Annotated in this window: 16 protein-coding genes; 9 read left to right on the forward strand and 7 right to left on the reverse strand. The window is 42.0% G+C overall.

Annotated features, from left to right (window positions below):
* Positions 1-30 precede the first annotated feature (30 nt).
* The gene (locus tag QNH28_RS08340; protein ID WP_283910954.1) at positions 31-954 is read left to right on the forward strand and encodes an AraC family transcriptional regulator; all 924 of its coding nucleotides are present in this window, start codon (positions 31-33) and stop codon (positions 952-954) included.
* 382 nt (positions 955-1336) lie between these two features.
* Positions 1337-1768 (forward strand): GNAT family N-acetyltransferase, encoded by a 432-nt coding sequence (locus QNH28_RS08345; RefSeq protein WP_283910955.1) that lies wholly within the window; start codon positions 1337-1339, stop codon positions 1766-1768.
* Positions 1769-1868: 100 nt separating this feature from the next.
* On the opposite strand, the gene QNH28_RS08350 is transcribed toward QNH28_RS08345, so the two are convergent.
* On the reverse strand, positions 1869-3260 hold the full coding sequence (locus QNH28_RS08350) for a SpoVR family protein (protein WP_283910956.1): 1392 nt from the start codon (positions 3258-3260) through the stop codon (positions 1869-1871).
* Between the two features lie 498 nt (positions 3261-3758).
* On the opposite strand from QNH28_RS08350, the gene QNH28_RS08355 reads away from it, so the two are divergent.
* The 7 genes from QNH28_RS08355 (at position 3759) to QNH28_RS08385 (ending at position 13811) form a co-directional block, all read left to right on the forward strand.
* Positions 3759-6005 carry a helix-turn-helix domain-containing protein gene (locus QNH28_RS08355; protein ID WP_283910957.1) on the forward strand — a complete coding sequence of 749 codons (2247 nt, stop codon included), beginning with the start codon at positions 3759-3761 and terminating at the stop codon, positions 6003-6005.
* 45 nt (positions 6006-6050) lie between these two features.
* Entirely contained in the window at positions 6051-7676 is a 1626-nt protein-coding gene (locus QNH28_RS08360; RefSeq protein WP_283910958.1) for an extracellular solute-binding protein, read from the forward strand.
* Between the two features lie 222 nt (positions 7677-7898).
* A complete protein-coding gene (locus QNH28_RS08365) occupies positions 7899-9545 on the forward strand; it encodes an extracellular solute-binding protein (RefSeq protein WP_283910959.1) in 1647 nt (548 codons plus the stop codon).
* Positions 9546-9628: 83 nt separating this feature from the next.
* On the forward strand, positions 9629-10558 hold the full coding sequence (locus QNH28_RS08370) for an ABC transporter permease (RefSeq protein WP_283910960.1): 930 nt from the start codon (positions 9629-9631) through the stop codon (positions 10556-10558).
* A gap of 28 nt (positions 10559-10586) precedes the next feature.
* Positions 10587-11489 carry a carbohydrate ABC transporter permease gene (locus QNH28_RS08375; protein ID WP_283910961.1) on the forward strand — a complete coding sequence of 301 codons (903 nt, stop codon included), beginning with the start codon at positions 10587-10589 and terminating at the stop codon, positions 11487-11489.
* 211 nt (positions 11490-11700) lie between these two features.
* Positions 11701-12303 (forward strand): TetR/AcrR family transcriptional regulator, encoded by a 603-nt coding sequence (locus QNH28_RS08380; RefSeq protein ID WP_283910962.1) that lies wholly within the window; start codon positions 11701-11703, stop codon positions 12301-12303.
* 17 nt (positions 12304-12320) lie between these two features.
* Positions 12321-13811: a DHA2 family efflux MFS transporter permease subunit gene (locus QNH28_RS08385; protein WP_283910963.1), complete on the forward strand. Its 1491-nt coding sequence runs from the start codon at positions 12321-12323 to the stop codon at positions 13809-13811.
* Positions 13812-13886: 75 nt separating this feature from the next.
* Here QNH28_RS08385 and QNH28_RS08390 read toward each other — a convergent pair whose 3' ends face one another.
* The 6 genes from QNH28_RS08390 to QNH28_RS08415 all read right to left on the reverse strand — a co-directional run bounded on the left by QNH28_RS08390 (position 13887) and on the right by QNH28_RS08415 (position 21594).
* Positions 13887-15380: an ABC transporter substrate-binding protein gene (locus QNH28_RS08390; protein WP_283910964.1), complete on the reverse strand. Its 1494-nt coding sequence runs from the start codon at positions 15378-15380 to the stop codon at positions 13887-13889.
* 40 nt (positions 15381-15420) lie between these two features.
* The gene (locus QNH28_RS08395) at positions 15421-16182 is read right to left on the reverse strand and encodes a response regulator transcription factor (protein WP_283910965.1); all 762 of its coding nucleotides are present in this window, start codon (positions 16180-16182) and stop codon (positions 15421-15423) included.
* 2 nt (positions 16183-16184) lie between these two features.
* Positions 16185-17927 (reverse strand): sensor histidine kinase, encoded by a 1743-nt coding sequence (locus QNH28_RS08400; RefSeq protein WP_283910966.1) that lies wholly within the window; start codon positions 17925-17927, stop codon positions 16185-16187.
* A 186-nt stretch (positions 17928-18113) separates the two neighbouring features.
* Entirely contained in the window at positions 18114-19610 is a 1497-nt protein-coding gene (locus QNH28_RS08405; protein WP_283910967.1) for an ABC transporter substrate-binding protein, read from the reverse strand.
* A gap of 92 nt (positions 19611-19702) precedes the next feature.
* Positions 19703-20632: a carbohydrate ABC transporter permease gene (locus QNH28_RS08410; protein WP_283910968.1), complete on the reverse strand. Its 930-nt coding sequence runs from the start codon at positions 20630-20632 to the stop codon at positions 19703-19705.
* Between the two features lie 11 nt (positions 20633-20643).
* A complete protein-coding gene (locus QNH28_RS08415; RefSeq protein WP_283910969.1) occupies positions 20644-21594 on the reverse strand; it encodes an ABC transporter permease in 951 nt (316 codons plus the stop codon).
* Positions 21595-21638: the final 44 nt, after the last annotated feature.

Consider the following 21638-nt stretch of genomic DNA (forward strand, 5'->3'; position numbering starts at 1 on the left):
GAACAATTCTCTTCACTCGCAGTTGATATAATGAAATCACCGTACGGGGGAAGGCTGGTGCTGCACTTGAATTACAGTAAAGATATAGAGAAATGTGTTGAATATATTGAAGCTCATATCAAAGAAAATATAACCGTGGAAGAAATAGCCGCTGAGGTTGGATATTCGGTGTTTCATTTTTGCCGAGTGTTCAGCTTATGCAAGGAAATGTCCGTGATGGAATATGTGCGGAGCCGGAAATTATCTTTAGCGTCGATTGAATTGTTTGCCGGTAGAAGGATCATTGATATTGCGCTGGACTATGGTTTTGAGACACAAAGTGGATTTACTAAGGCCTTCCGCAAGGCTTTTGGCTATAGTCCGACACAATATGCCGCAAGGATGGACGGATTTGCTAAAGGAAAAACAATTGAAATCGGAGGTTATATTATGAAGCCTGTTATTGTTCGCAAGCCTGCATTTAAGGTCGCTGGTTATGGGATCCAAACTAATGTTGCGGGAAGTATGTACACTAAGGATGTTGCTTCTTTTTGGAGCCATTATGAAGGTGAGAATTTGGAGTCCAAAATGTATAAACTACTAAACCCGCCTAAACACGGAGAAGTCGGTTTGTGTATACCATCCTCGGATAATGGCAATGCGACCTATCTTCTGGGTGTTATTGTGGAGGACTACTCCAAGGTGGAAGATGATATGTTGACGATGGATGTGCCTGAAGCCGAGTATGCTGTGTTCACAACACCGCCAGTGGACACTACAACGGATATTGAACAAGTGGAATTTGTGCAGGTCATAAAAAGCACTTGGAAATATATCTTCGAAGAATGGTTTAAGGATAGTGGCTACGTCTATGATGACAGTAAGCTGGATTTCGAGTTCTATGACGAACGCTGCCATTCGCGGCCAGATACGGTGATGGAGATTTATGTTCCTGTGAAAAAATCGACTGAATGATTTAAACGAAATTCTCATAGCAAATGCTGCTCGGTGATGATCGTAACTTCGGGGAATGTTTGGACTTTCGGTCGCTGTTGTCTCTGGATTTATTGATTATTCCTTAGCGGATTAAATCCAGAAACAAAGGCGAACGCTACGCTCCTACAGTTCCAAACTTCCCCTACGTTACTTTCACCTCAGCAGCATTTGCCATGTTCTAATTATTCAGTCGATACGGGGTGTCGACGCAAGAAGGTCCGCAGCGGGTTATACGCTGCGGGCTTTCTCATTTATTCAAGCTGAAGATGGATTGATTAGGACATGATTGACGGTTATCCCCTCCCGTAGTCTAATAGAGTCAATTAGACGTGTAACTTGATAATCTAGGGGAGTGGAACAGATGATTAGAGAAGCGAAGGTAGAGGACTGGCAAGACATAGCTGAATTATTAGAACAACTGGATTATCCAGAAACTAAGGCGTTCTTGCAAGAAAAAATAGAGAAGCTAATCCTGCATCCGGACGAGGAGCTATTAGTTTTTGAGGAAGATCATAAAGTAGTCGCTTGCATTTCCATGCATTACATACCTCAATTAGGACTTGCGGGAGATACTGCAATCATAAGTTATCTCGTGGTAAGTAATGCCATTAGGAGCAAGGGAATTGGACGGCTGCTTGAGGAATATTGCACTGATTTAGCTAGAAAAAGAAACTGTGACCGAATTCAAGTACATTGTCACTCCAGAAGAACTGATGCGCATAGATTTTATGCTCGACAAGGATTTACTGAGGCTCCGAAATATTTTTCAAAGATGTTAAATGAATCTGAATAATCAATAGGCATAATAAAGAGCGGTAGATCAGGACGTACTACGCGTCCTGGTCTGCCGCTTTATTTTTCAAGTAATAGAGCACTCTTCACTTAGTCCACTTTTAAATAAACTTCCGCTGCACCTTCTTGCCATCATACGAGAACCGCGCCTTTTTATCCTCCACGACGGTCTGTAGATGAACGGTGCGCCCCCATAAGGAGTAAATATGCGGGAGTGTGCGCTCGAGGTACTTCAGATCCAGCTCGATACTTTCATAGCGGTGGGTGATAAATAATTCGCCATTCTTCTCGAAGTCGGCATCCTCAATGACCAAGTAAGGAGACCCGCCATTGACTCGAGCGAGTACCAGTTGATCACGTACGTTTTCCCATGCTTTGTCGGTGATTTTCCATTCCGGGCCTTTTTTCTCAAAAACATAAAGATCGAGGTCGTTCACCAGTTCCTTGGACAGATAGCTACGGATAAAAGAGGTATCAGACTCCAATTCGCGAACCTCAAATATTTTCTCGCGGTCCCAGCGGCGTTCGATGTCTTCAAAGATTTTTAGTCCCAGGTAGTATGGATTCAGGCTTTGCCGTGAAGGCTGCACGACGGAGGAATTTAGTTTAGCGTATTCTACGGTTTCCTCAACCGTCAGATCCAGTTCACGGACGATGCGCTGATGCCAGTACGAAGCCCAGCCTTCGTTCATGATCTTCGTCTCCATCTGCGGCCAGAAGTAGAGCATTTCATCATGGAGCATCGTCATAATGTCGCGTTGCCAATCCTCCAAGACGGTGGAATATTGCTGGATGAACCAGACAATATCTTTTTCCGGCTCAGGTGGGAAAGCACGGTTTCCGGATGGTGCTTCCTGTGGCCCAGAATTGCTCTTGTCTAGATTCCATAACTCGTCATACGGATTAGTTGATTTGGATCCACCCGGAGGAGCATCCTTGAGTTCTTTCATTTTGGCTTCCAGCAGATGGGTCTTACCTAGCTTGCGCGGCTGGATCAGGCTGGGATCTATATGCTCTTGAATGGCCAGCACCGAATCAATGAACTTCTCCACAGCATCGGTGCCGTAGGTTACTGAATAACCGGCGATTCGGTCCGCTGTAGCCGACATGCTCTCGACCATATCCCGGTTGGACATGGAGAAACGCATATTATTTTTGAAAAAATCACAGTGCGCCAGCACGTGAGCTACAATCAGCTTGTTCTGAATCAGGGAGTTTCCGTCGAGCAGGAAGGCATAACAAGGGTTAGAGTTAATGACGAGCTCGTATATTTTACTCAGCCCGAAATCGTATTGGGATTTCATTTTGTGAAACGTTTTTCCGAAGCTCCAGTGACCAAATCGTGTAGGCATTCCATAAGCACCGAATGTATAAATAATATCGGCAGGGCATATTTCATAACGCATAGGATAAAAATCCAAGCCAAAGCCAGTAGCTATTTCCGTAATTTCAGCAATCGCCCGCTCCAGCGCATTAATTTCTTCGCTTGGCATGATTCTGTGCTCCCTCCTATCATTCTGTAGATCCAACCTGAATAAACCCTCACGAAATGGGGTTTGGCTTCAAATAGATGGGTCGATCAATGTAGTTCATATTATGTATATGGATGGGGGAAGGGCATTATGACGAACTCTTCCTCGCTGTCACTGTATGTGGAAATTCCATCTTTAAGTTGGAAGCTACAGTATTGCAAATTTAATTTAATTAAATATAAATAAGTTTAAATGAACATCGTTTCGGTATTTACAATCGCCAATGCATGTGCTACTTTAGCGATGTAACCGTATTCATATATAGATTTGTTAAATGATTAATGAAAATATAAATCTTGTTTGGACCATTTCTTATTTAGCCTAAATCTAACAAATGGGAGGGATAGGGTGGAAAGCTTATTCGGTTGACGTTGTGAGATACAGAAATGAGCAGATGCACTGAGTATAGCTGCACATCCCAGTGTCAGCTCCTCAGTTATTATGATTATGGAGGTAAAAATGCGCAAATTCAAAATAAACATTTTATGGAAATTTCTACTTTCATATATCATTGTCTTGTTGTTGCCGCTTTCTGTTATTATTTTTTATTACTATCCATATTCCAATTCGATTGTAAAGAATAATATATTGGACTGGAATACACATATTACCGAGCAAGTAGCCAGCAGTATGGATCTGTTTATGCGGCCGATCTATTCTCTTCCTACTTCGATTGTAGCTAATCCTGAGATCAAATTATCCCTTTTAAAAAATGATGCATACCAGAGATACGTCGTAGCTAATGAGATGAAGAAATACAAAACAACGGATACCCTCTTGAATGATACTTTCTTATATATCAAACAAAGTGGGTATCTGTTCTCAAGTACAGGGTATATCTATGAGCTGGAGCGCTTTATGAATCCCAAAAATGGCTATGTATATACTTCTTGGAGTCAAGAGCATTTCAGCCAAGAGATCAATGAAATCAACTCGATTCAAGTTCGTCCATCAGAGGATGTTACCATTCTTGGCGAAGGCCGAGTTAAGATGATTACGGTGATGCTTCCTCTTCCTCTAGGCGTCGACCAATCCGAAGGCTGCGTCATCTATATGATCAGGCATGATACGATCGAACGAATGATGAAATCAGTGTCTAATAGCTATTCAGGTGATTTCATCATTCTTGATCAACATAACAACCCTATCTTCTCACTCAACCAACGTGATGATTTGCGTGATGCGAATTTCAAGCAATTTATTCAACAGCTGCAAGCATCGCCATCAGGCGGTGAAATGGATTATGACGGAGAAGCTTATATTGCCTCCCAGACCGTTTCCAAGCAGAATGGCTGGAAATACATAAGCATGAATCCGCTGGAATCGATACTTCTAGAGACGAAGGAAACGCAGCGCAATACAATCATTCTGGTTATATCCATCCTACTCACTGAGATCATTATCATCTATTTATCCATCCGTAATAATTACGCCCCGATTAAGTCTCTTGTCCAATTCTCCAGGCATGCATTTAAAGGCAACACGGAGAGTGGTGGCAATGAGTTTGATATTATACGCTCCACAATCCAGAATCTGTTCCAGTCAAAAGAGCAATTAGACCGGAATGTCCAAAGCATCGTTCCGAAGTTACGCGATAATATTCTATATGAAATCATAAGTGGACAGTACTCTTCACTCCAAGACATGCTGCTAGAGGCAAAGTCCTATGGCATCACCTTTACGTATGCGAAATGCACGACTGTGGTCATCAATGTGGTTGGAGATATCGAGCAAGTATTTGAAATTGTGAAGAGCGTTGAATTACAGCCCGAGGACGCACTGGAAGGGTATTTTATTCGAAGTATTCATAATGATGATATTCTATTTATTTCCACACATACAGCGGAGCAAGCATTACGGGAGATGTTCATGAAGCTACAGGGTGAGATTGAATGGGTTACCGGTGCTAAGCTTGTGATCGGAATAGGAAATACCGTTGATAATCCAGGTGAATTTCACGCTTCCTATATTAATGCGCTTAGAACAGTCGAACATTTGCGCATCAAGAATGAAGATTCCATCCTGTCCTTTCATGATCTGATGCAGCTGCGGAATGAGCCTGTACCTTATCCAGCAGAAACGATACAATCGCTGGAATTGTTCATCATGACGGGTGATGTCACCGAAGTGCAGAACACCGTTCATCGACTCATTGAATTTCTTCAACATGATCGAACGCCTCCTTATATAATTCGGGCTGTATTTGTAAATATCTCGACCATTATATTAAACAATCTGATCCGTTTGAAGCATCAGGGGAATATGGAGCAGCTTGGGATCACATCGTTTCATAATCGAATTACGGTAGCCCAAATCACTGAGATTTTAGAGAAAAGCGCGGATATATTATGTGAATTGATGGCTAGTTCACGTACTTCCTCTAAGGCTGCTACATTGGATGAAGTGCTTCAATATATTCAAGAGAATCAGTTCGATATCAACTTCTCACTACAAGCTGTTGCCGATCACTTTGGAATGTCAGTGTCGAATTTTAGCCACTATTTCAAGAAGAACGCCGGGCAGAACTTTAAAGATTTTATGGATGGGCGCCGAATCAATCATTCGAAGCAGCTGCTTATCCATTCCGATGAAACCATTGATTGGATTGCAGGCAAGGTGGGCTATACTAACCCTTCCAGCTTTATTCGCGCCTTCAAAAAACATGTAGGGGTCACACCTGGGCAATTCAGATTGTTTAACAAGTGAATGTCTTCTTGTCTATTGTAGATATAAGCTAAGGGGGGGTTCAATATGCGAGGAATGAGACGATGGGTTGTAGTGGTATGTATGCTTATGCTACCGGTGATTACTCTGCTTCAGGGATGCAGTGCGAATAATGAGTCTGACTATGCTAGAGAGCACATTGCAGAGTTGCAAGACAGGGTACAGATTAGCGTGATGACACCTACACATCAGCTATCCAAGAATCTTCAGGATATTCCTTATTTGAATCACATCGCTTCTGATGCAAACATTCATGTGAACTGGATGCAGAAACGTAACGGATGGGAAGAAGCGAAAAGCGCTGCTCTGACAAGCGGAGAATTGCCTGATGCTTTTTTGGCTGGATTGACCGATCAGGATATCATCGGGAATAAGGATGAATTCGTAGACCTTAGCGAATATATCGATAAATATGCCCCGAATATCAAGAGAATGTTTGAGGAAGTTCCCGAAACCAAACGGGTGAGTACATTTCCGAATGGGATGATGTATTCTCTTCCCGGTGTAAGACCGATTAATACAGATAGCTATAATGTCTTGATGATTAATAAGAAATGGCTGGATAAGCTAGGGCTGACAGAACCGACCACGCTGGATGAACTGCGCGAGGTATTAAGCGCCTTTCGCAATGGAGATCCCAATGGCAACGGGAAGCAGGATGAGCTTGGAATGGACTGGTGGGCAGGTGCTGGAGGAAGTCTGGGGAGCAGAGGTCTATTTAGTGTGACCAGTTTGCTCGGCGCTTATGGAGTGACGGATAATTTCACCGAAGAAATGATCGGAGTGACGAAAGGGCAGATCCGCTTTTTGTTCGAAAGTGATGAATATAAGAGCCTAGTCTCTTACCTGGCAGAGCTCTGGAAGGAAAAGCTGATCAATCCTGATGTGTTCACGCAAGATTATTCCGGGATGAAAGCGAGTGCGCAACAAGATGATGTGGCAACGGTTGGTGTGACCTTCGGCTGGTCATTAACAGATCGTGTAGGTAAATGGGCCGATGAATATGTGGCTTTACCGCCTCTGCGTAGCAGTATTAATGTGGAGGCATTATGGCCAACGAGTCCTTCTCGCGTAAGAATAACAACCAATCTGTTTAGCATGACAACAGCTAACCCGCATCCTATCGAGACCATTCAATGGATCGATCAATTCTACTCCGAGGAAAATTCGATCCAAGGCTATTACGGCTCCATACCTGATTATGTGACTAAGGAGCCTGACGGCATATATACCATAGTTCCCGCTCCAGAAGGTGATCAGGATACACAGCAATGGACGAATGCTCTCGTGGATAATGGTCCGCTATACTTTTCGCAGTCATTGGAGAACAAAACGATTGTTCCTCCCGCGGTAACGATACGAAGAGAATTGGACAGCATCTATAAAGCTTATGAGCCTAAACCTGAGGACATCTATCCGATGATAAAATTTTCGTCAGAGGAGCTTAATGAGATGGCCTTGGCCAAATCGGATATATTTAAACTGGTGGATGAGAAATTTGCGGAATGGATTATGAATTCAACTATAGATAAAGAATGGGATCAGTACATTAATCAGCTGAAACAAATAGGATTGCCAGTACTGTACAGAATATATCAACAGGGGTATGAGGATTATTATGCTCAACCAAATTTGAACGTCAACAATAATTGAAAACGCATTCAAAAAAATACCCGAAATCTCCGTTTTGTTAACGCTTTCAAAAATTGTGAATGCTTAAATTCTTGTTCGTATACAGCTGCCTCAATCCCGGTTTAAAGTTGCGTTGTAGCCTTCATGTGAAATGCGAGCAGCTAGAAACAATAAAGGGTATTCCCGTTGCTCGCCTCGCAGTATGATCCTACGCTTTAAACCAAAAAAAGGGAGGTTCGTTGTATGAGGAAATCTTTGTCAAAGGTAATGAAGCCCGTATTAGCACTTAGCCTATTTGGAACAATTCTTGCGGGGTGTGGAGGCGGGAGTAATGATGGTGCCTCTTCTTCTAATTCAGGTTCGTCAACGAATTCTACAACCGGTACAGTAAAACTAAAAGGGATCATGCTAAAACATCCTCTTACGCAAGAGTTATCCAAAATGGAATGGTTGACCAAGGTTGAGGAGCAAGTGGGTGTAGATATTGAGTGGCAAGAAATTTCAGCAGACTGGGATCAGAAAAAAGGCGCTTTGTTAGCCGGAGGAGATATTCCGGATATTCTTATAGGACCGAATGTGATCACGGATGCTGATTTTGCCCAGTTCACCGGACTCTTTCAGGATTTAACTGAGCTGATTTCAACAGGTGGTCCTAACGTTCAACAGATGTTTACAGAAAAGCCGGAGACCAAATTAATCGCTACACAGCTGGATGGCAAAATATACGGTTTACCGAAATATCAACGCTTCTGGCCGGATACGGTAAGTCGGCAATATATCAATAAACAATGGCTAGACAATCTGGGTCTCAAGGAGCCGACCAATTGGGATGAATTGTATAATGTGCTCCTGGCGTTCAAAGAGAAGGATGCCAATGGAGACGGTGATATAAATGATGAAATTCCTATGGATTTTGCTCCGGTGGGGACGACGGGATTTGGTTATTTTCAGCCACAAATATTGCTTGGCAGTTTAGGTATTACATTAACGGATAGTAGTGGTCAAGGATATTTCACCGAGGGTGGCCAGATTAAAAATTACTTTGTGGATGATCGATACAAGCAGTTTGTGGAATTCATGAATAAGTGCTGGCAGGCAGGCTTAATTAACCCGGAAGCCTTCACTCAGGATTATTCCAAATTCCAATCGGTTGCGCGCGGCAGCGGGGACAAAGCGAAGGTCGGCTTCTCATGGGGTTGGGAAGTAACGGATCGATTCGGCAACACCTTGGCTCCGCAATATGAGTCGATTGCTCCTCTGAAAGTATCGGCTGATTCGAATATCAAGATGTCCTATGACTATGACGGATACTCACTGAATTTCGGCGGCAATATGGTCGTCATGTCTGCTAAATCCAAGAATAAAGAAGCAGCAATGAAATTTATCAATGAGCTGTATAATCCTACAGTTAGTATGCAGGTGTTATTCGGATCGCTTGGCACGAACATTAAAGATAATGGAGATGGAAGCTACGCGGTCCTGCCGCCTGCTGACAGCCAAATGGACCCAGGCACATGGAAGTGGACATCCACTTGGGCGGATAATGGACCTACATTTATCTCCGATTCATTGAAACTGACACTTGGAACCGATATGCAATCTGTTGGCAAACAGACAGAGCCGCTGCAGGCGGTCCTCAGTGCGATTGACAAGGATAAAGATATTTTACCAAGCATGTTCATTAAATATAACCCGGAAGACAACAATGCCATGGTGTTAGTGAATACAAATATGATTAATCTGGCGATGTCTAAGTTCTCGCAGTGGGTGACTAAAGGTGGAATTGACAAGGAATGGGACTCCTATGTGAGTAACATTAAGCAGATGGGACTGGATAACAACTTGTCCACTATGCAGAAATACTATGATGATTACAAAAGTAAGAAATAAGCTGTAAAGATTTATAGAACATCCGGAGACAGCTTTTCTTTACAGGATGAAGAGAAGCTGTCTCCTTATTAAGGAGGCTTATGATGTCCTCAATTACGCCCAAGAAATATAGAAGAAATTTAATGGAGCTTAAACGCGACTATCAATTATGGGTCATGATTATTCCGGCGATCGTTGTAGTTATCATCTTCAATTATATTCCAATGTATGGAATTCAGCTTGCCTTCAGGGATTATGATTTCTCGCGTGGATTGGCAGGTGGGGCCTGGCGCGGTCTGCATTATTTCTCGCAATTCATCAATAACTATCAGTTTTGGGATTTGATGAGAAATACAGTGATTATCAGTATCACAACAATCGTTCTTGGTTTTCCTGCACCGATCATACTGGCGCTCATACTGAATCAGGTGAAATGGTTCCGCACTAAGAAGCTGCTGCAGACCATCGTATATATGCCACATTTTATCTCAATTGTAGTTATGGTTGGATTGCTGAATGTTCTCCTGTCACCGAATACAGGAATCCTTGGTCAACTGATCTCCAAGCTTGGCGATACGGACATTAATTTGCTCGCCTCCACGAACTCTTTCGTCCCGGTGTTTGTGATATCGGATATATGGCAGCATGCTGGATGGAACAGTATTATTTATCTGGCCGCATTATCAACAGTGAGTCCTAGTCTCTATGATGCTGCCAAGATTGACGGAGCGAACAAATGGAAGATGATTCTGCATATCGATATCCCTGCCTTGGTTCCGACAATCATCATATTATTTATTCTGAGTATGGGGAATGTTCTGGGAACCGGATTCGAGAAGGTGTTCTTGATGCAGAATTCATTGAACCTTCCCGTATCAGAGGTCATTTCCACCTATGTTTATAAAATCGGTATTCTTTCCAATCAATTCAGTTATTCGTCAGCCATCGGATTATTTAATACCGTCATCAATTTTTTCTTTCTGGTTACCATGAACTGGATTTCCAAACGCAACTCAGAGATTAGCCTCTGGTAAATGGAACGAACATCGAAAGGTGATGCTTATGCAGGCGACAACTATTCACAAGCGCAGCACGGGTGAGATTCTATTTGATATTTCGATCATTATCTTATGTGTTCTAATTTTCCTGATCGTCGCTTATCCCTTGTACTTTGTTATTATTGCTTCTGTCAGTGACCAGACATTGGTCTCCACAGGAAAGGTTACTCTTTTTCCCAGAGGAGTCAGTTTCTTTGGCTACGAGCAAATTTTTCAGGATATGCGTATTTGGATCGGGTACAAGAATACCGTTATTTATACAGTCTTGGGAACGCTGTTTAATCTGCTTCTTACGATCCCTGCAGCGTATACACTATCCAGACAAGAGTTCCGTGCACGCCGGTTCCTGATGTTTTTCTTCGTATTTACATTATTTTTTAATGGTGGACTAATTCCAACGTATATCCTGATGAAGGATTTATCCTTGACCAATTCGATGTGGGTCTTCATTATTCCCTTTGCAGTGAATGTGTTTAATCTCATCATTGCACGCACGTTCTTTGAAGCTTCACTACCTAAAGAAATTTATGAATCCGCTTCATTGGATGGATGTACTCATTTTAAATTTTTCTTCTATATTGCGATCCCTTTATCTAAGTCCGTCATATCGGTCATTGCGCTGTATTATCTGGTAGCACATTGGAATGATTTCTTTACTGGGCTTATCTATATTCATTCGAATGACCTGCAGCCGTTACAAATCATTCTGCGTGATATTCTATTATCCAACCAGGTTTTTTCCCAAGGCGGAGGCTCGGGCGGCAGTGCAGGCGGATATGCCCAGCAATTTGCTGACCAGGTTAAGTACGGAGTTATTATTGTATCTACTTTACCGATTCTCATTGTGTATCCGTTTATTCAGAAATATTTTGAAAAAGGTGTTATGATCGGTTCGATAAAGGGCTAGGAGAACAAACAAACACAATCAGCCGGCGAGATATATTCTCGGCCGGTTATTTTTGTTCTCCAAAATTAAGCATTGCATCACATGATTCCGTCTTTGTTGAAAACAGTGGAGATATTTTCTGAAATTTCCATTGACGCACATTTAGTTTTCAAGGTATATTAAACATTGTTTTAAACAGTGTTTAATTGTATGACGAGTTGAGGAGAGTTCTATGACGAAGGAGAAGATTTTGGACGCCACGCTGCATTTAATTAAATCCGAAGGGATTGATAGTGTCACTATTCGGAAGATTGCTAGTGAAGCTGGCACTAATGTAGCGCTAATTAATTATTATTTCGGGTCGAAAGAAAAACTTATGCATGAAGCAATGAAGATGATCCTGGAAACATTCCGCTCGGCGTTTGATATATTCGATGTTGTGGAATATCCGCCAATCGAACGACTGAAAAAATTTATTTTGACGTATGCCTTATTTCTTAAAGATTATCCTGATTTGCTCAAGCGGATTCTTGGCCATGATCCACTGTTTGAATCGGTAGCCGAATATGTACATTTTATGAAGCAACAAGGGTTCGAGAAATTAAGTGCAGTCATGACAGAAGTGACAGGTGTAACAGATCGAAAGACCGTATTGTTGATGACACAGCATATGTTTGCAGCCATTATGTCACCGTTCACCAAAGTGAATCCTGTTACTAAATGTCAGCCGAACAACTGCATTCAATCGTCTCTACTCGATATTCCTATATCTATTGAGGAAAGTATCGACTTGTTTTTCGAGCATTATTTTCACAAATATTCAGTCAAAATTTAGAAAGCAGAGGTATCACAATGACTTCAAATGCTGCAACAAAACCCCCTACGCAGGAAGGCGACACGTTCTCCCTGAAAGCTATTCTGCCACCTTTGCTTGCGATAATCGTCGGTATGATTATGGTTATTCTGGACAGTACAGTTGTTAACAATGCAGTTCCTAAACTTGTGGAATATTTCAATACTGATCTAAAGACGATTCAATGGGCTATAACGGGGTACACATTGGCACTATCCGCAGTCATTCCACTTGCTGGTTGGATGACCGATAAATTTGGATCAAAGCGTATTTTCCTTGTAACGATTGTGCTGTTTACATTAGGGTCTGTTCTATGCGGCTTAGCCCAATCACCTGAACAACTGATTATATTCCGTATTATTCAAGGTCTAGGCGGAGGTATGGTTGCACCGATCGGGATGGCAATGGTATTCAAATTAGCTCCACCCGAACGTCGCGGCTCTATTATGGGTGTTCTTGGAATTCCAATGCTGATGGCGCCAGCTTTTGGTCCTGTAATATCCGGTTATCTTGTCGATTATGTAAGTTGGCACTGGATCTTCATTATCAATTTGCCAATTGGTATTGTGGCCTTCATTTTAGGCAAGAAATACTTACCGAAGACTGAACCGCAGAAGTCAACACATCTTGATATTCTCGGAATGTGTCTTGCACCGATCGCGTTCGCTATGCTTGCTTATGGTGTGAGCGAAGGGGGAACAGATTGGTCTTCAACAGGTGCTATTGCAGGCTTAACCATCGGTGGTATCGCATTAATATTGTTCATTGTGGTGGAGCTTAGACAGAAGTATCCTTTGCTTGAACTGAAGGTGTTTAAATCATCTGATTTCACTCGCGGTATTATTCTTACTTGGATCGTACAGATGGCATTATTCGGAGCTACGCTGATGATTCCTTTGTATTTACAGAATATTAAAGGTTATACCGCACTTCATACCGGTTGGATCGTGATGCCGCAAGCGTTATGCGCCGGTCTTATGATGCCGATTAGTGGTAGGTTGTTTGATAAAATTGGAGCTCGTCCATTAGCGTTCTGTGGCTTGAGTGTTATCGCCACCGCGATGTTTATTCTCTCGACCGTAACCGTGGATACACCGATTTGGATGGTTATTGCCGCGGTTTGTGTGATGGGGTTAGGTATGGGGTCCACCATGATGCCTCTTAATACACATGTATTAAATTCAGCACCACGTCATTTGGTTAGCCGTGTGACACCGTTGACTTCAGCGGCTCAACAGGTTGTCGTATCGTTCGCAGTAACAGGTCTTACAGCTTATCTGACCTCTCATACAAATACTCATATGGCAACAATCGGAAAGACAGGAAACCCGCAGACTGCCTTAGTAGCTGGCTTTGGAGATACATTTCTCCTAACCGCTTGTATCGTATGTGTTGGTATTGCAATGTCCCTCATCCTTCGTAAGCCGAAGATACAACAAGCTGAAAATATCGGTGAAGAAGTAGATCCAGCGATGATGATGGGTCACTAGTCTTATAAAAGCCCCCCAAGAGGGTCACTTTATCATAAGTGTCCCTCTTGGGGGGCATTTCTTTACAGTGACTTTCTATTTCCTCCAAATGTCCAATTGCTTCTGGATCTCCGTACGTACTTTATCAATACCTGCTTCATACAGCTCATGGTTGAATTTAGGGAGAATGGTATCGACATCAACACTGCCTGTCATGAGACTTGGATAATATTTGCGCCAGACAATCTCAATGTTGTCAATTTGCTCATTTAGCTCTGACAGATCGGGAGTAAAGCCCAGTACTTGGGACTCCACAACCTTGGAGTTGTTGATGCGGAATTGCTCCCACTTGTTTAGTGGGTCAGGGTAGATTCCACCTAATGTACTTAAGATAAACCAGTTTCCCTGAGTGTATTGTATGCCAGTGTAGCCACCGTTCGCCTTGGGAAGAGGATTTCCTTGACTGTCTTTTATCGAACTTAGGACAACCTGGTCATTCTGATCCAGTGTATAATGAACGCCTTCAATGCCGTATTGAAATAAGTTACGCAGGTCAGGATCGGTATTCAATAAGTTTAGAAATTTGATGCTCTCCACAGGATGCTTCGTATGTGCATTCACAACCATCATCCCTCCGCGCACAGCTTCTGTAGTTGCCACCTCGGGTGTTACTGGATTGGTGACAATTTTATACCCCAGATCGTTACTCCAGACGCTCTCAGAGAGTGGACCGCCACTACCAGATTCCCAAAATACCTTTACACCATGTTTCAAACTTCCTGGTTCTCGCAAAGCGGCGTCTTGATTAATGAACCCTAATTGATAGTAACGTCTTAACGTATCCAATATATGTTTGGCTTCACGGGTTTCGAAGATATTGACCACAGGTGCAGCAGGATCCAGAGATTGGATCATTAATGGGAGTCTGTTGTCCCCTATATATTCGTAGCCGTACATAGCAAAAAAATTGTGTGAGTCTCGATCAAGCTCCATGGGCAAATAATCGGGTTCATTTTTTTGTATCATGCGAAGCAGCGGTTCGAGCGATTCCAGTGTGTTATATTGGTTAACTTTAATATTATATTTTTCTACCAGAGAATCAGGATACATCCAATTCTCGCGTACAGCCAATTCTTTGTTGGTGGGGACGCCGTAGATGAACCCGTCATCCATCTCAGCACCCTTCCAAAAGATGGGGTCTATTGCAAGGTACATTTCTTTGGCTAGATTCATGAAATAGTCATCTAACTTCAGCCATACCCCACGTTTGGCATATTTAGCATAATCCGGAGCAAAAGCAATATCAAAAGGGCTGTCAGAGGAGATCATTGTATTCATGCGATCAGCATATTCCTGCCAACCAATTTTATTATAGGTTATGGTAATTCCAATTTTTTTCATCAATATGTCGTTAATTTTGTTGTTAACAAGGGCCAGATCCTTATCAGGATCACCGATTGTATAATAAATCAGATTTACCGTGGGTTCTGCATTAAAGTTCGCAGCGTTCAAGTTCTGCTTGGTGCAGCCAGTTAACAATGTAATGAACAGCAGAATAATGCCACAGATGAAGCAGCTATATCTATTCATGACACGGCCCCCTAAATCACTTTGCAATATACATCCAGCCTTAACTTTTCATCCGTAAACTTGAGGGAGAGGTACCAAAATGATTTTGAAATTGTGTATAAAAATAGTTCAGGTTGTTATAACCAACAGAAAGGGCAATCCAGTGTATTTTCTCATTAGTCGTTTGGATAAGCTCTTGTGCACGATGCATCCGATAGCTCATTAGATACTCTGAGAACTTCATACTTGTTTCTTTAATGAAGATTTGTCCAAGATAGGTACTGTTCATTTGAAATCGATCAGCAACGGATTTTAATGAAATATTATGAGCAAATTCTGTTTTAATCATAATTAATATACGATTGACCAGCTTTGAGAAGGCATCGTAATGTATTCCCAGTACAGGATCAATACTCATGGAGTCAGCATTCACATCTCTAATCGTGCCATGTAAATCTTCGATAATTATTTTTTCAATGACCTCCTGTAGCTTGATTCGATCCACAGGCTTTAATAGGTAATCCTTTACTCCGCAGCGAATAGCTTGCTGGGCATATTGAAAGTCACTATAGCCGCTTATAATAATATATTTGGTTGGAAGGTTCACTTCATTTAGCTTTTGGATGGCCTCATACCCTAAATTTTTGCCGATACATACATCGATAATAGCAATGTCAGGAATTAAATCTACAGCTTTAAATACGGCATCTTCAGTGGAGTCACTTGTTTCTATTTGCTTGAATCCATAGTGCTCCCAATCCAGAATACGTTTCATGCCTTCCAAAATCTGTGGTTCATCATCCACAATCAAAAGTTTGTACATATCTAATCACCTCTTTTAGAAATCTGTACAGAGATTTTGACACCAGCTTCATCATTATTTTCAATGCTGATCGAGAAATCCTCTTGATAGAAAAATTGTAGCCGGGTATAGACATTATATAATCCAATGCTTTTGGTGGCATGTTCATTATTACTTGAAAGGATCCTTCTAATGATAGTTAGCCGTTCTTCATCAATTCGTGCTCCATTGTCAATGAAATCCAGCCTATAGTAGTTCTCATCTTCCCAGCCTGACACGATAAATAAATTAAATTCTTTATTTATATTAAACCCATGGACAAAGAAATTTTCGGCCAAGGGCTGCATCCAGAACTTCACAGTAGGGAGAGCTAGTATTGCATCTTCCACATCAATTTGGTAAAAAAAGTGCTCAGGATATTTAAACTCCATAATTTTCAGGTATTTTCGTAACAGCTCTAGTTCGCTGCCTATTGAAATGATATTTTCTTTCTTAACAATTTCTCGATACAACGCTCCCAAGGTTGCAATGGCATCTGCGGTAGGCTCATTCTGATGAACCAATGCAGTAGATCGAATAACCTCCAAGGTATTATAAAGAAAATGTGGATTGATTTGATGCTGAAGCGCTTTCATTTCTGCTTCCTGCTGTTTTAGCTTAAGCAAGTATTCGTTCCGAATATATTTATTTAATTGGTGTATCATATCGTCGACTTCGCGAGCAATCATACCATATTCATTCATACGATAACGTGCAGGCTTATTAGGAGTGAAGTCGGCAGTTTTCGCACGTTTGATTGACTGTATAATACGGTGCAGAAATCGCGAATCATCACGAAGATTGTAGACTACAAGTAGCAGTACACAGATCATAGCAGTAAAGACGATCATAAAAATATTGAGTAATACCGTGCTATGCTGACGTATTAGTGCAGCCAAGTCTACTGTACTAACAAATCGATAATTGAATTTGGTGGATGAAAAGGTAACGAAGAAAATAGGAATATATCCTTTATTTACGATAAAACCATGATTTTTATTGTGCGCAACCGCTTGTTGGGTGATTTCTTCCGTAATGGATTTTGTGTTACCTATAATGAATATCTCCCCGGTAGAGGGGTTGATTACAGCCGAATTCCCGAGTTGATAATTATTTACGATACTGAATATTCGCTTGCTACTGATCTGAAAGCGGATTTCCCCCACTTCTGTAGCACTTTGATTTAGTTTTTTGCGAGAGACGAAGCCCTTCTGTATACTTTCATCGAAGATTTCGTCAGTATTTGGAACGCCAAACTGGAAGCTAGGAATGCCAAAACTATTAAAACGGATAACATTTCCGTAATCCTTGGTATGAACGCTGATTTGAGTAATATCTCCCTGTGCCCAGCTGTAAAGATATGTTTTAGTATCCTCAGGAAAAGAGAGCAGTGATTGTGATGAATAAGGGCTATTCTCCAATCTTTTAGTCAGATACCCTTCAACGGAGGGGCTCATAAAATAACGGACGTCTTTCATCAGATCCTGATTGGAATACAATCTTTGCATGTAAGCTTCAATCCGATCGGCATCATTTTGAAAGTTGTTCTCAATACGGGAAAAGGCATTCGCAGCTTCAATCCGTGCGTTTCCGATCCATTGATTCACAAGAATAACGCTGGTCATAGTGCCCAGGGTTAACCCGATGGTTACAATGAAGATTAGGTAAGCCCAAAATTTATTGCGATATATTTTAATATGAAAAAAAGAACTCCTCCAAAACCTCATTGTTAATGCCCCCTAAGGTCAAACACATATTATAGAGGAATAAGTCTCTCGTTGCTAGGGTTGAGAGAGCATGTAATTCACTGTAAATATATATGAAGCGTAACTTTAGTTCAAATAAATTTTTAGAGCACTTAAGGAAAACACATGGTATATCAGCCCTGATATACCATGTGAGTTCGTTATGGTTTACTTAAAGTAATTGTTGATTTGTTCTTGAGCAACTTGCATGATTTTGTCCATTCCAGCATTTTTCAGCTCAGACAGCAATTTAGGGATTACCTTCTCAGGGTCAGAAGCGCCTGTAAGCAATTCATATCTATATTTATCATATACAGCTTGGCAGTTAGCAACCTCAGTCTGCAACTCGCCAATATCAAGTGCGAAGCCCAATACGCTAGATGATGCCGCTTGTTCGTTCAATTTTTTCACTTGTTCCCACTGATCTAGAGGAGCTCCCTTCGTAACCGCAAGATTGAAGAAGGTACCTTGGGAGTATGCTGCCAAAGGCCATGTATCACTGATCCGCTCGATTGATTTCTCTCCGTCAATGTTCTTATAGTCGACGCCTAATTCACCAAATGCAAGCATATTTCGTAATTTTGGATCTGTATTCACTAATTGCAAATATTTCATAGCTTCCACTTTGTATTTGGAATTTGCCGAGATTACATTCATCGAGCCTTGAATCGTACTAGTTGTATATAAAGGCCCAAAAACTTGAGTCATGACGTATTTGTCAATACCTGCGGTGATTTGCCAGCCAGCTTCTGCACCAGGGAAGGCTTGTGCGGAGAAGAATGCTCTGTATTTATCGCCTTCAGTTTTGGTTGGTGCATCTGGGTTAACAATACCATCTTTATACCACTGATGTAGCAGCTTTAAGTTGGTCATCACTTCCGGTTGTTCAAACACTGACACGACTTTCCGGGAAGCATCCTCAACGTTAACTCCAATAGGATTGAAACCTAAAGTCATATCATCATAATTGTTTAAAATGCCTGGGAAGCCTTCGCCTTGGATCAACTGCAACGGGTAGAAGCTTTTGCCTTCACCAGCTTTCATATCATGGAATGGTTTGTCTAAATCTTGCATCGTTTTAATGTTTTGGTAGTCGATATTATATTTTTGTACAAGCTTGTCATCGAATACCCAATATTGAGTTAATGAAGAATCCTTATACGTCGGTACAGCGAAATATTTTCCACCAATTTTCACACCATCCCATACTTTGGTAGGGATAGACTTGTAAAGTTCAGGAGCCTCACTTTGTACCAGATCCGTAATGTCCGCGAACGCTCCCATAGCGACCTGCTTACTGTACTTTGTGTTGTTGGTAAACATCATATCAAAGGGTTCACCCGTATTCACAATGGTGTTGATTTTTGTATCCCATTCTCCCCAGCTAGCCACCTTGATGTCTACTTTGACACCGATTTTCTCAGCGGTGTATTCGTTCATTTGCTCAACCGCTTTACTAAAGTTCTCAGGAACCTGTCCGCCGATCAGCCACCATACCAATGTAGGAATTTCCTTGGTGGTTGGTGCATCAGTAGCCGTTGTGCCACTCTCGTTTTCGTTGGTTGCTGTGGGCGCCGCTGGCTTCGAGCTGCCACATGCAGCAAGTAGGGACAGCATTAATGCGAGAATACACAATGTTGAGGCGAACTTTAGGGTGTTCTTCACTTTAACTCCTCCTAGTGTTGAATGATGAAATGTACCGTAGTAAAAGTACGGTTATATATCATAAACCAAGCTTGGCTTGGCTTATTTCGGGACTAGCCTTTGACTGCGCCAATGGTAAGGCCGGTAATGAAGTATCTCTGGAAGAAGGGATACGCGCAGGCAACAGGCAACACGATGAGAATAGCAACAGCCATACGGGCAGATTCTTTAGGCATTGTTGCGACAAGCTCAGCAAAGCTGATACCCATGCTTATTGAGTTTCGGGCGAGCGCATCGGCATTGGACATTAAGCTGTTAAGTAACGCTTGTAGCGAATAGAGATTCTGATTATCGATATACAGCATCGATTGAAACCAGTCGTTCCAGTAACCGAAGCAGAGGAACAGTCCAATCGTAGCTAGTACAGGCAAGGAGATCGGGAGAATGATTGAGAAGAAGGTGCGAAACTGACTAGCCCCGTCAATTTCAGCAGATTCGATTAAGCCATCAGGGATCGTGCTCCTGAAAAAGGTTTTACAAATAATAACGTTAAAGGAGGATACTGCGAGCGGCAGGATGAGTGCCCAAACGCTGTTCTTTAATCCCAAGAAATTTGTGTTGATAAAGTAACTGGATACAAGCCCTCCGTTAAATACCATCGGGATGAATACAACCCAGGTGAGGAAGTTCTTGAGCTTGTAAGCCGGACGTGAAATGACATATCCCATTGTTGTGGTGAGCAGCACGCCAAGTATAGTACCTACGACAGTTACAAGTAGGGATACACCTAGCGCACGCAGAATCATCGTTCCTTGCTTGGCGATATAAGAGTAAGCATCTCCGGATAGCGCGGTTGGGAAAATGCTGTATCCTGTTTCACGAATATAGGATTCATCGGTAAGCGATATGGATAACACGACGATCACCGGCACGACACAGGCAATTGCCAGCAGAATAAAAATCAGGGTGAACAAAGCATTGATGCCGTTACTTGTGCGATTGAATTTCTCCAAGCCAGATTGATAGGTGGGTGTCTTTGCCATTGTCTCTCCTCCTAAATCATTGCACTCTCGGAATCGATTTTTTTAACGATCCAGTTAGCACTCAGAATTGTAATACAGCCCAGCATCGATTGGACAAAAGCGGCAGCGGATGCCATTCCTACTGTGGCGGTTTTTAGCTGTTTATAAACTAGGACATCAACTGTTGTGGCCACGTTGTAAAGGGAGTTGGAGTCTCGTGTGACCTGATAGAACAGTCCGAAATCCGTGTAGAAAATACGACCTACCGACAGAATGAACATCATGACAATGACCATCTTTAGCATGGGTAAGGTAATGAAGCGTGTCTGCTGCCAGATTGAAGCTCCATCAATAACTGCAGCCTCATAATAAGTGCTGTCGATTCCCGTGATGGTTGCCAGATAGATAATCATGCCATAACCAATGCTCTTCCAGATGTTTAAAAAGATAAGAATGTAGGGCCAATATTGCGGCTCCATATACCAATTCACAGCATCATGCCCAATGCCCACAAGAAATTGATTGAGGATGCCTTTATCAAAGCTGAAGAAGGCCCAGCCTACAGCAGAGACGACTACCCATGACAGAAAGTAGGGCAGAAACATCATGGTCTGATAAACCTTGCTTGCTTTGCGGCTATGCAGCAGGCTGATCATAATGGCGAACATTACAGGTAACACGATGCCAAGAATAATGAAGATGATGTTATACCCTATCGTGTTGCGAAGAATGATCCAGGCATCATTTGATTTGAATAAGAATTCAAAGTTTTTGAAGCCGACCCAAGAACTATTTAGTACGTTGCTAATAAAATTGCCGCTGATTTTGAAATTTTTAAAAGCGATAATCATACCGAACATCGGTAAGAAAGAAAATAAGATATACCAGATGAATGTCGGCAAGGCGAGCAGGGTTAACTCGGTATCTTGCTTTCGCCAGTGTATGCGCTTTCTAATTTTGCTTCGTTCAATTTTAGTGCTCATATCATCCGCTCCTTCATGTGTTTCATACATGCTGCTATTTGTAA

Source organism: Paenibacillus sp. G2S3 (assembly GCF_030123105.1).
Taxonomy (GTDB): Bacteria; Bacillota; Bacilli; order Paenibacillales; family Paenibacillaceae; genus Paenibacillus_AQ.

Coding starts and splice junctions, on each gene's coding strand:
- QNH28_RS08350 (WP_283910956.1), bottom strand. CDS start 3,260: ATGCCAAGCGAAGAAATTAATGCGCTGGAGCGGGCGATTGCTGAAATT.
- QNH28_RS08390 (WP_283910964.1), bottom strand. CDS start 15,380: ATGAATAGATATAGCTGCTTCATCTGTGGCATTATTCTGCTGTTCATT.
- QNH28_RS08360 (WP_283910958.1), top strand. CDS start 6,051: ATGCGAGGAATGAGACGATGGGTTGTAGTGGTATGTATGCTTATGCTA.
- QNH28_RS08415 (WP_283910969.1), bottom strand. CDS start 21,594: ATGAGCACTAAAATTGAACGAAGCAAAATTAGAAAGCGCATACACTGG.
- QNH28_RS08355 (WP_283910957.1), top strand. CDS start 3,759: ATGCGCAAATTCAAAATAAACATTTTATGGAAATTTCTACTTTCATAT.
- QNH28_RS08410 (WP_283910968.1), bottom strand. CDS start 20,632: ATGGCAAAGACACCCACCTATCAATCTGGCTTGGAGAAATTCAATCGC.
- QNH28_RS08345 (WP_283910955.1), top strand. CDS start 1,337: ATGATTAGAGAAGCGAAGGTAGAGGACTGGCAAGACATAGCTGAATTA.
- QNH28_RS08340 (WP_283910954.1), top strand. CDS start 31: ATGAAATCACCGTACGGGGGAAGGCTGGTGCTGCACTTGAATTACAGT.
- QNH28_RS08400 (WP_283910966.1), bottom strand. CDS start 17,927: ATGAGGTTTTGGAGGAGTTCTTTTTTTCATATTAAAATATATCGCAAT.
- QNH28_RS08375 (WP_283910961.1), top strand. CDS start 10,587: ATGCAGGCGACAACTATTCACAAGCGCAGCACGGGTGAGATTCTATTT.
- QNH28_RS08395 (WP_283910965.1), bottom strand. CDS start 16,182: ATGTACAAACTTTTGATTGTGGATGATGAACCACAGATTTTGGAAGGC.
- QNH28_RS08365 (WP_283910959.1), top strand. CDS start 7,899: ATGAGGAAATCTTTGTCAAAGGTAATGAAGCCCGTATTAGCACTTAGC.
- QNH28_RS08370 (WP_283910960.1), top strand. CDS start 9,629: ATGTCCTCAATTACGCCCAAGAAATATAGAAGAAATTTAATGGAGCTT.
- QNH28_RS08385 (WP_283910963.1), top strand. CDS start 12,321: ATGACTTCAAATGCTGCAACAAAACCCCCTACGCAGGAAGGCGACACG.
- QNH28_RS08380 (WP_283910962.1), top strand. CDS start 11,701: ATGACGAAGGAGAAGATTTTGGACGCCACGCTGCATTTAATTAAATCC.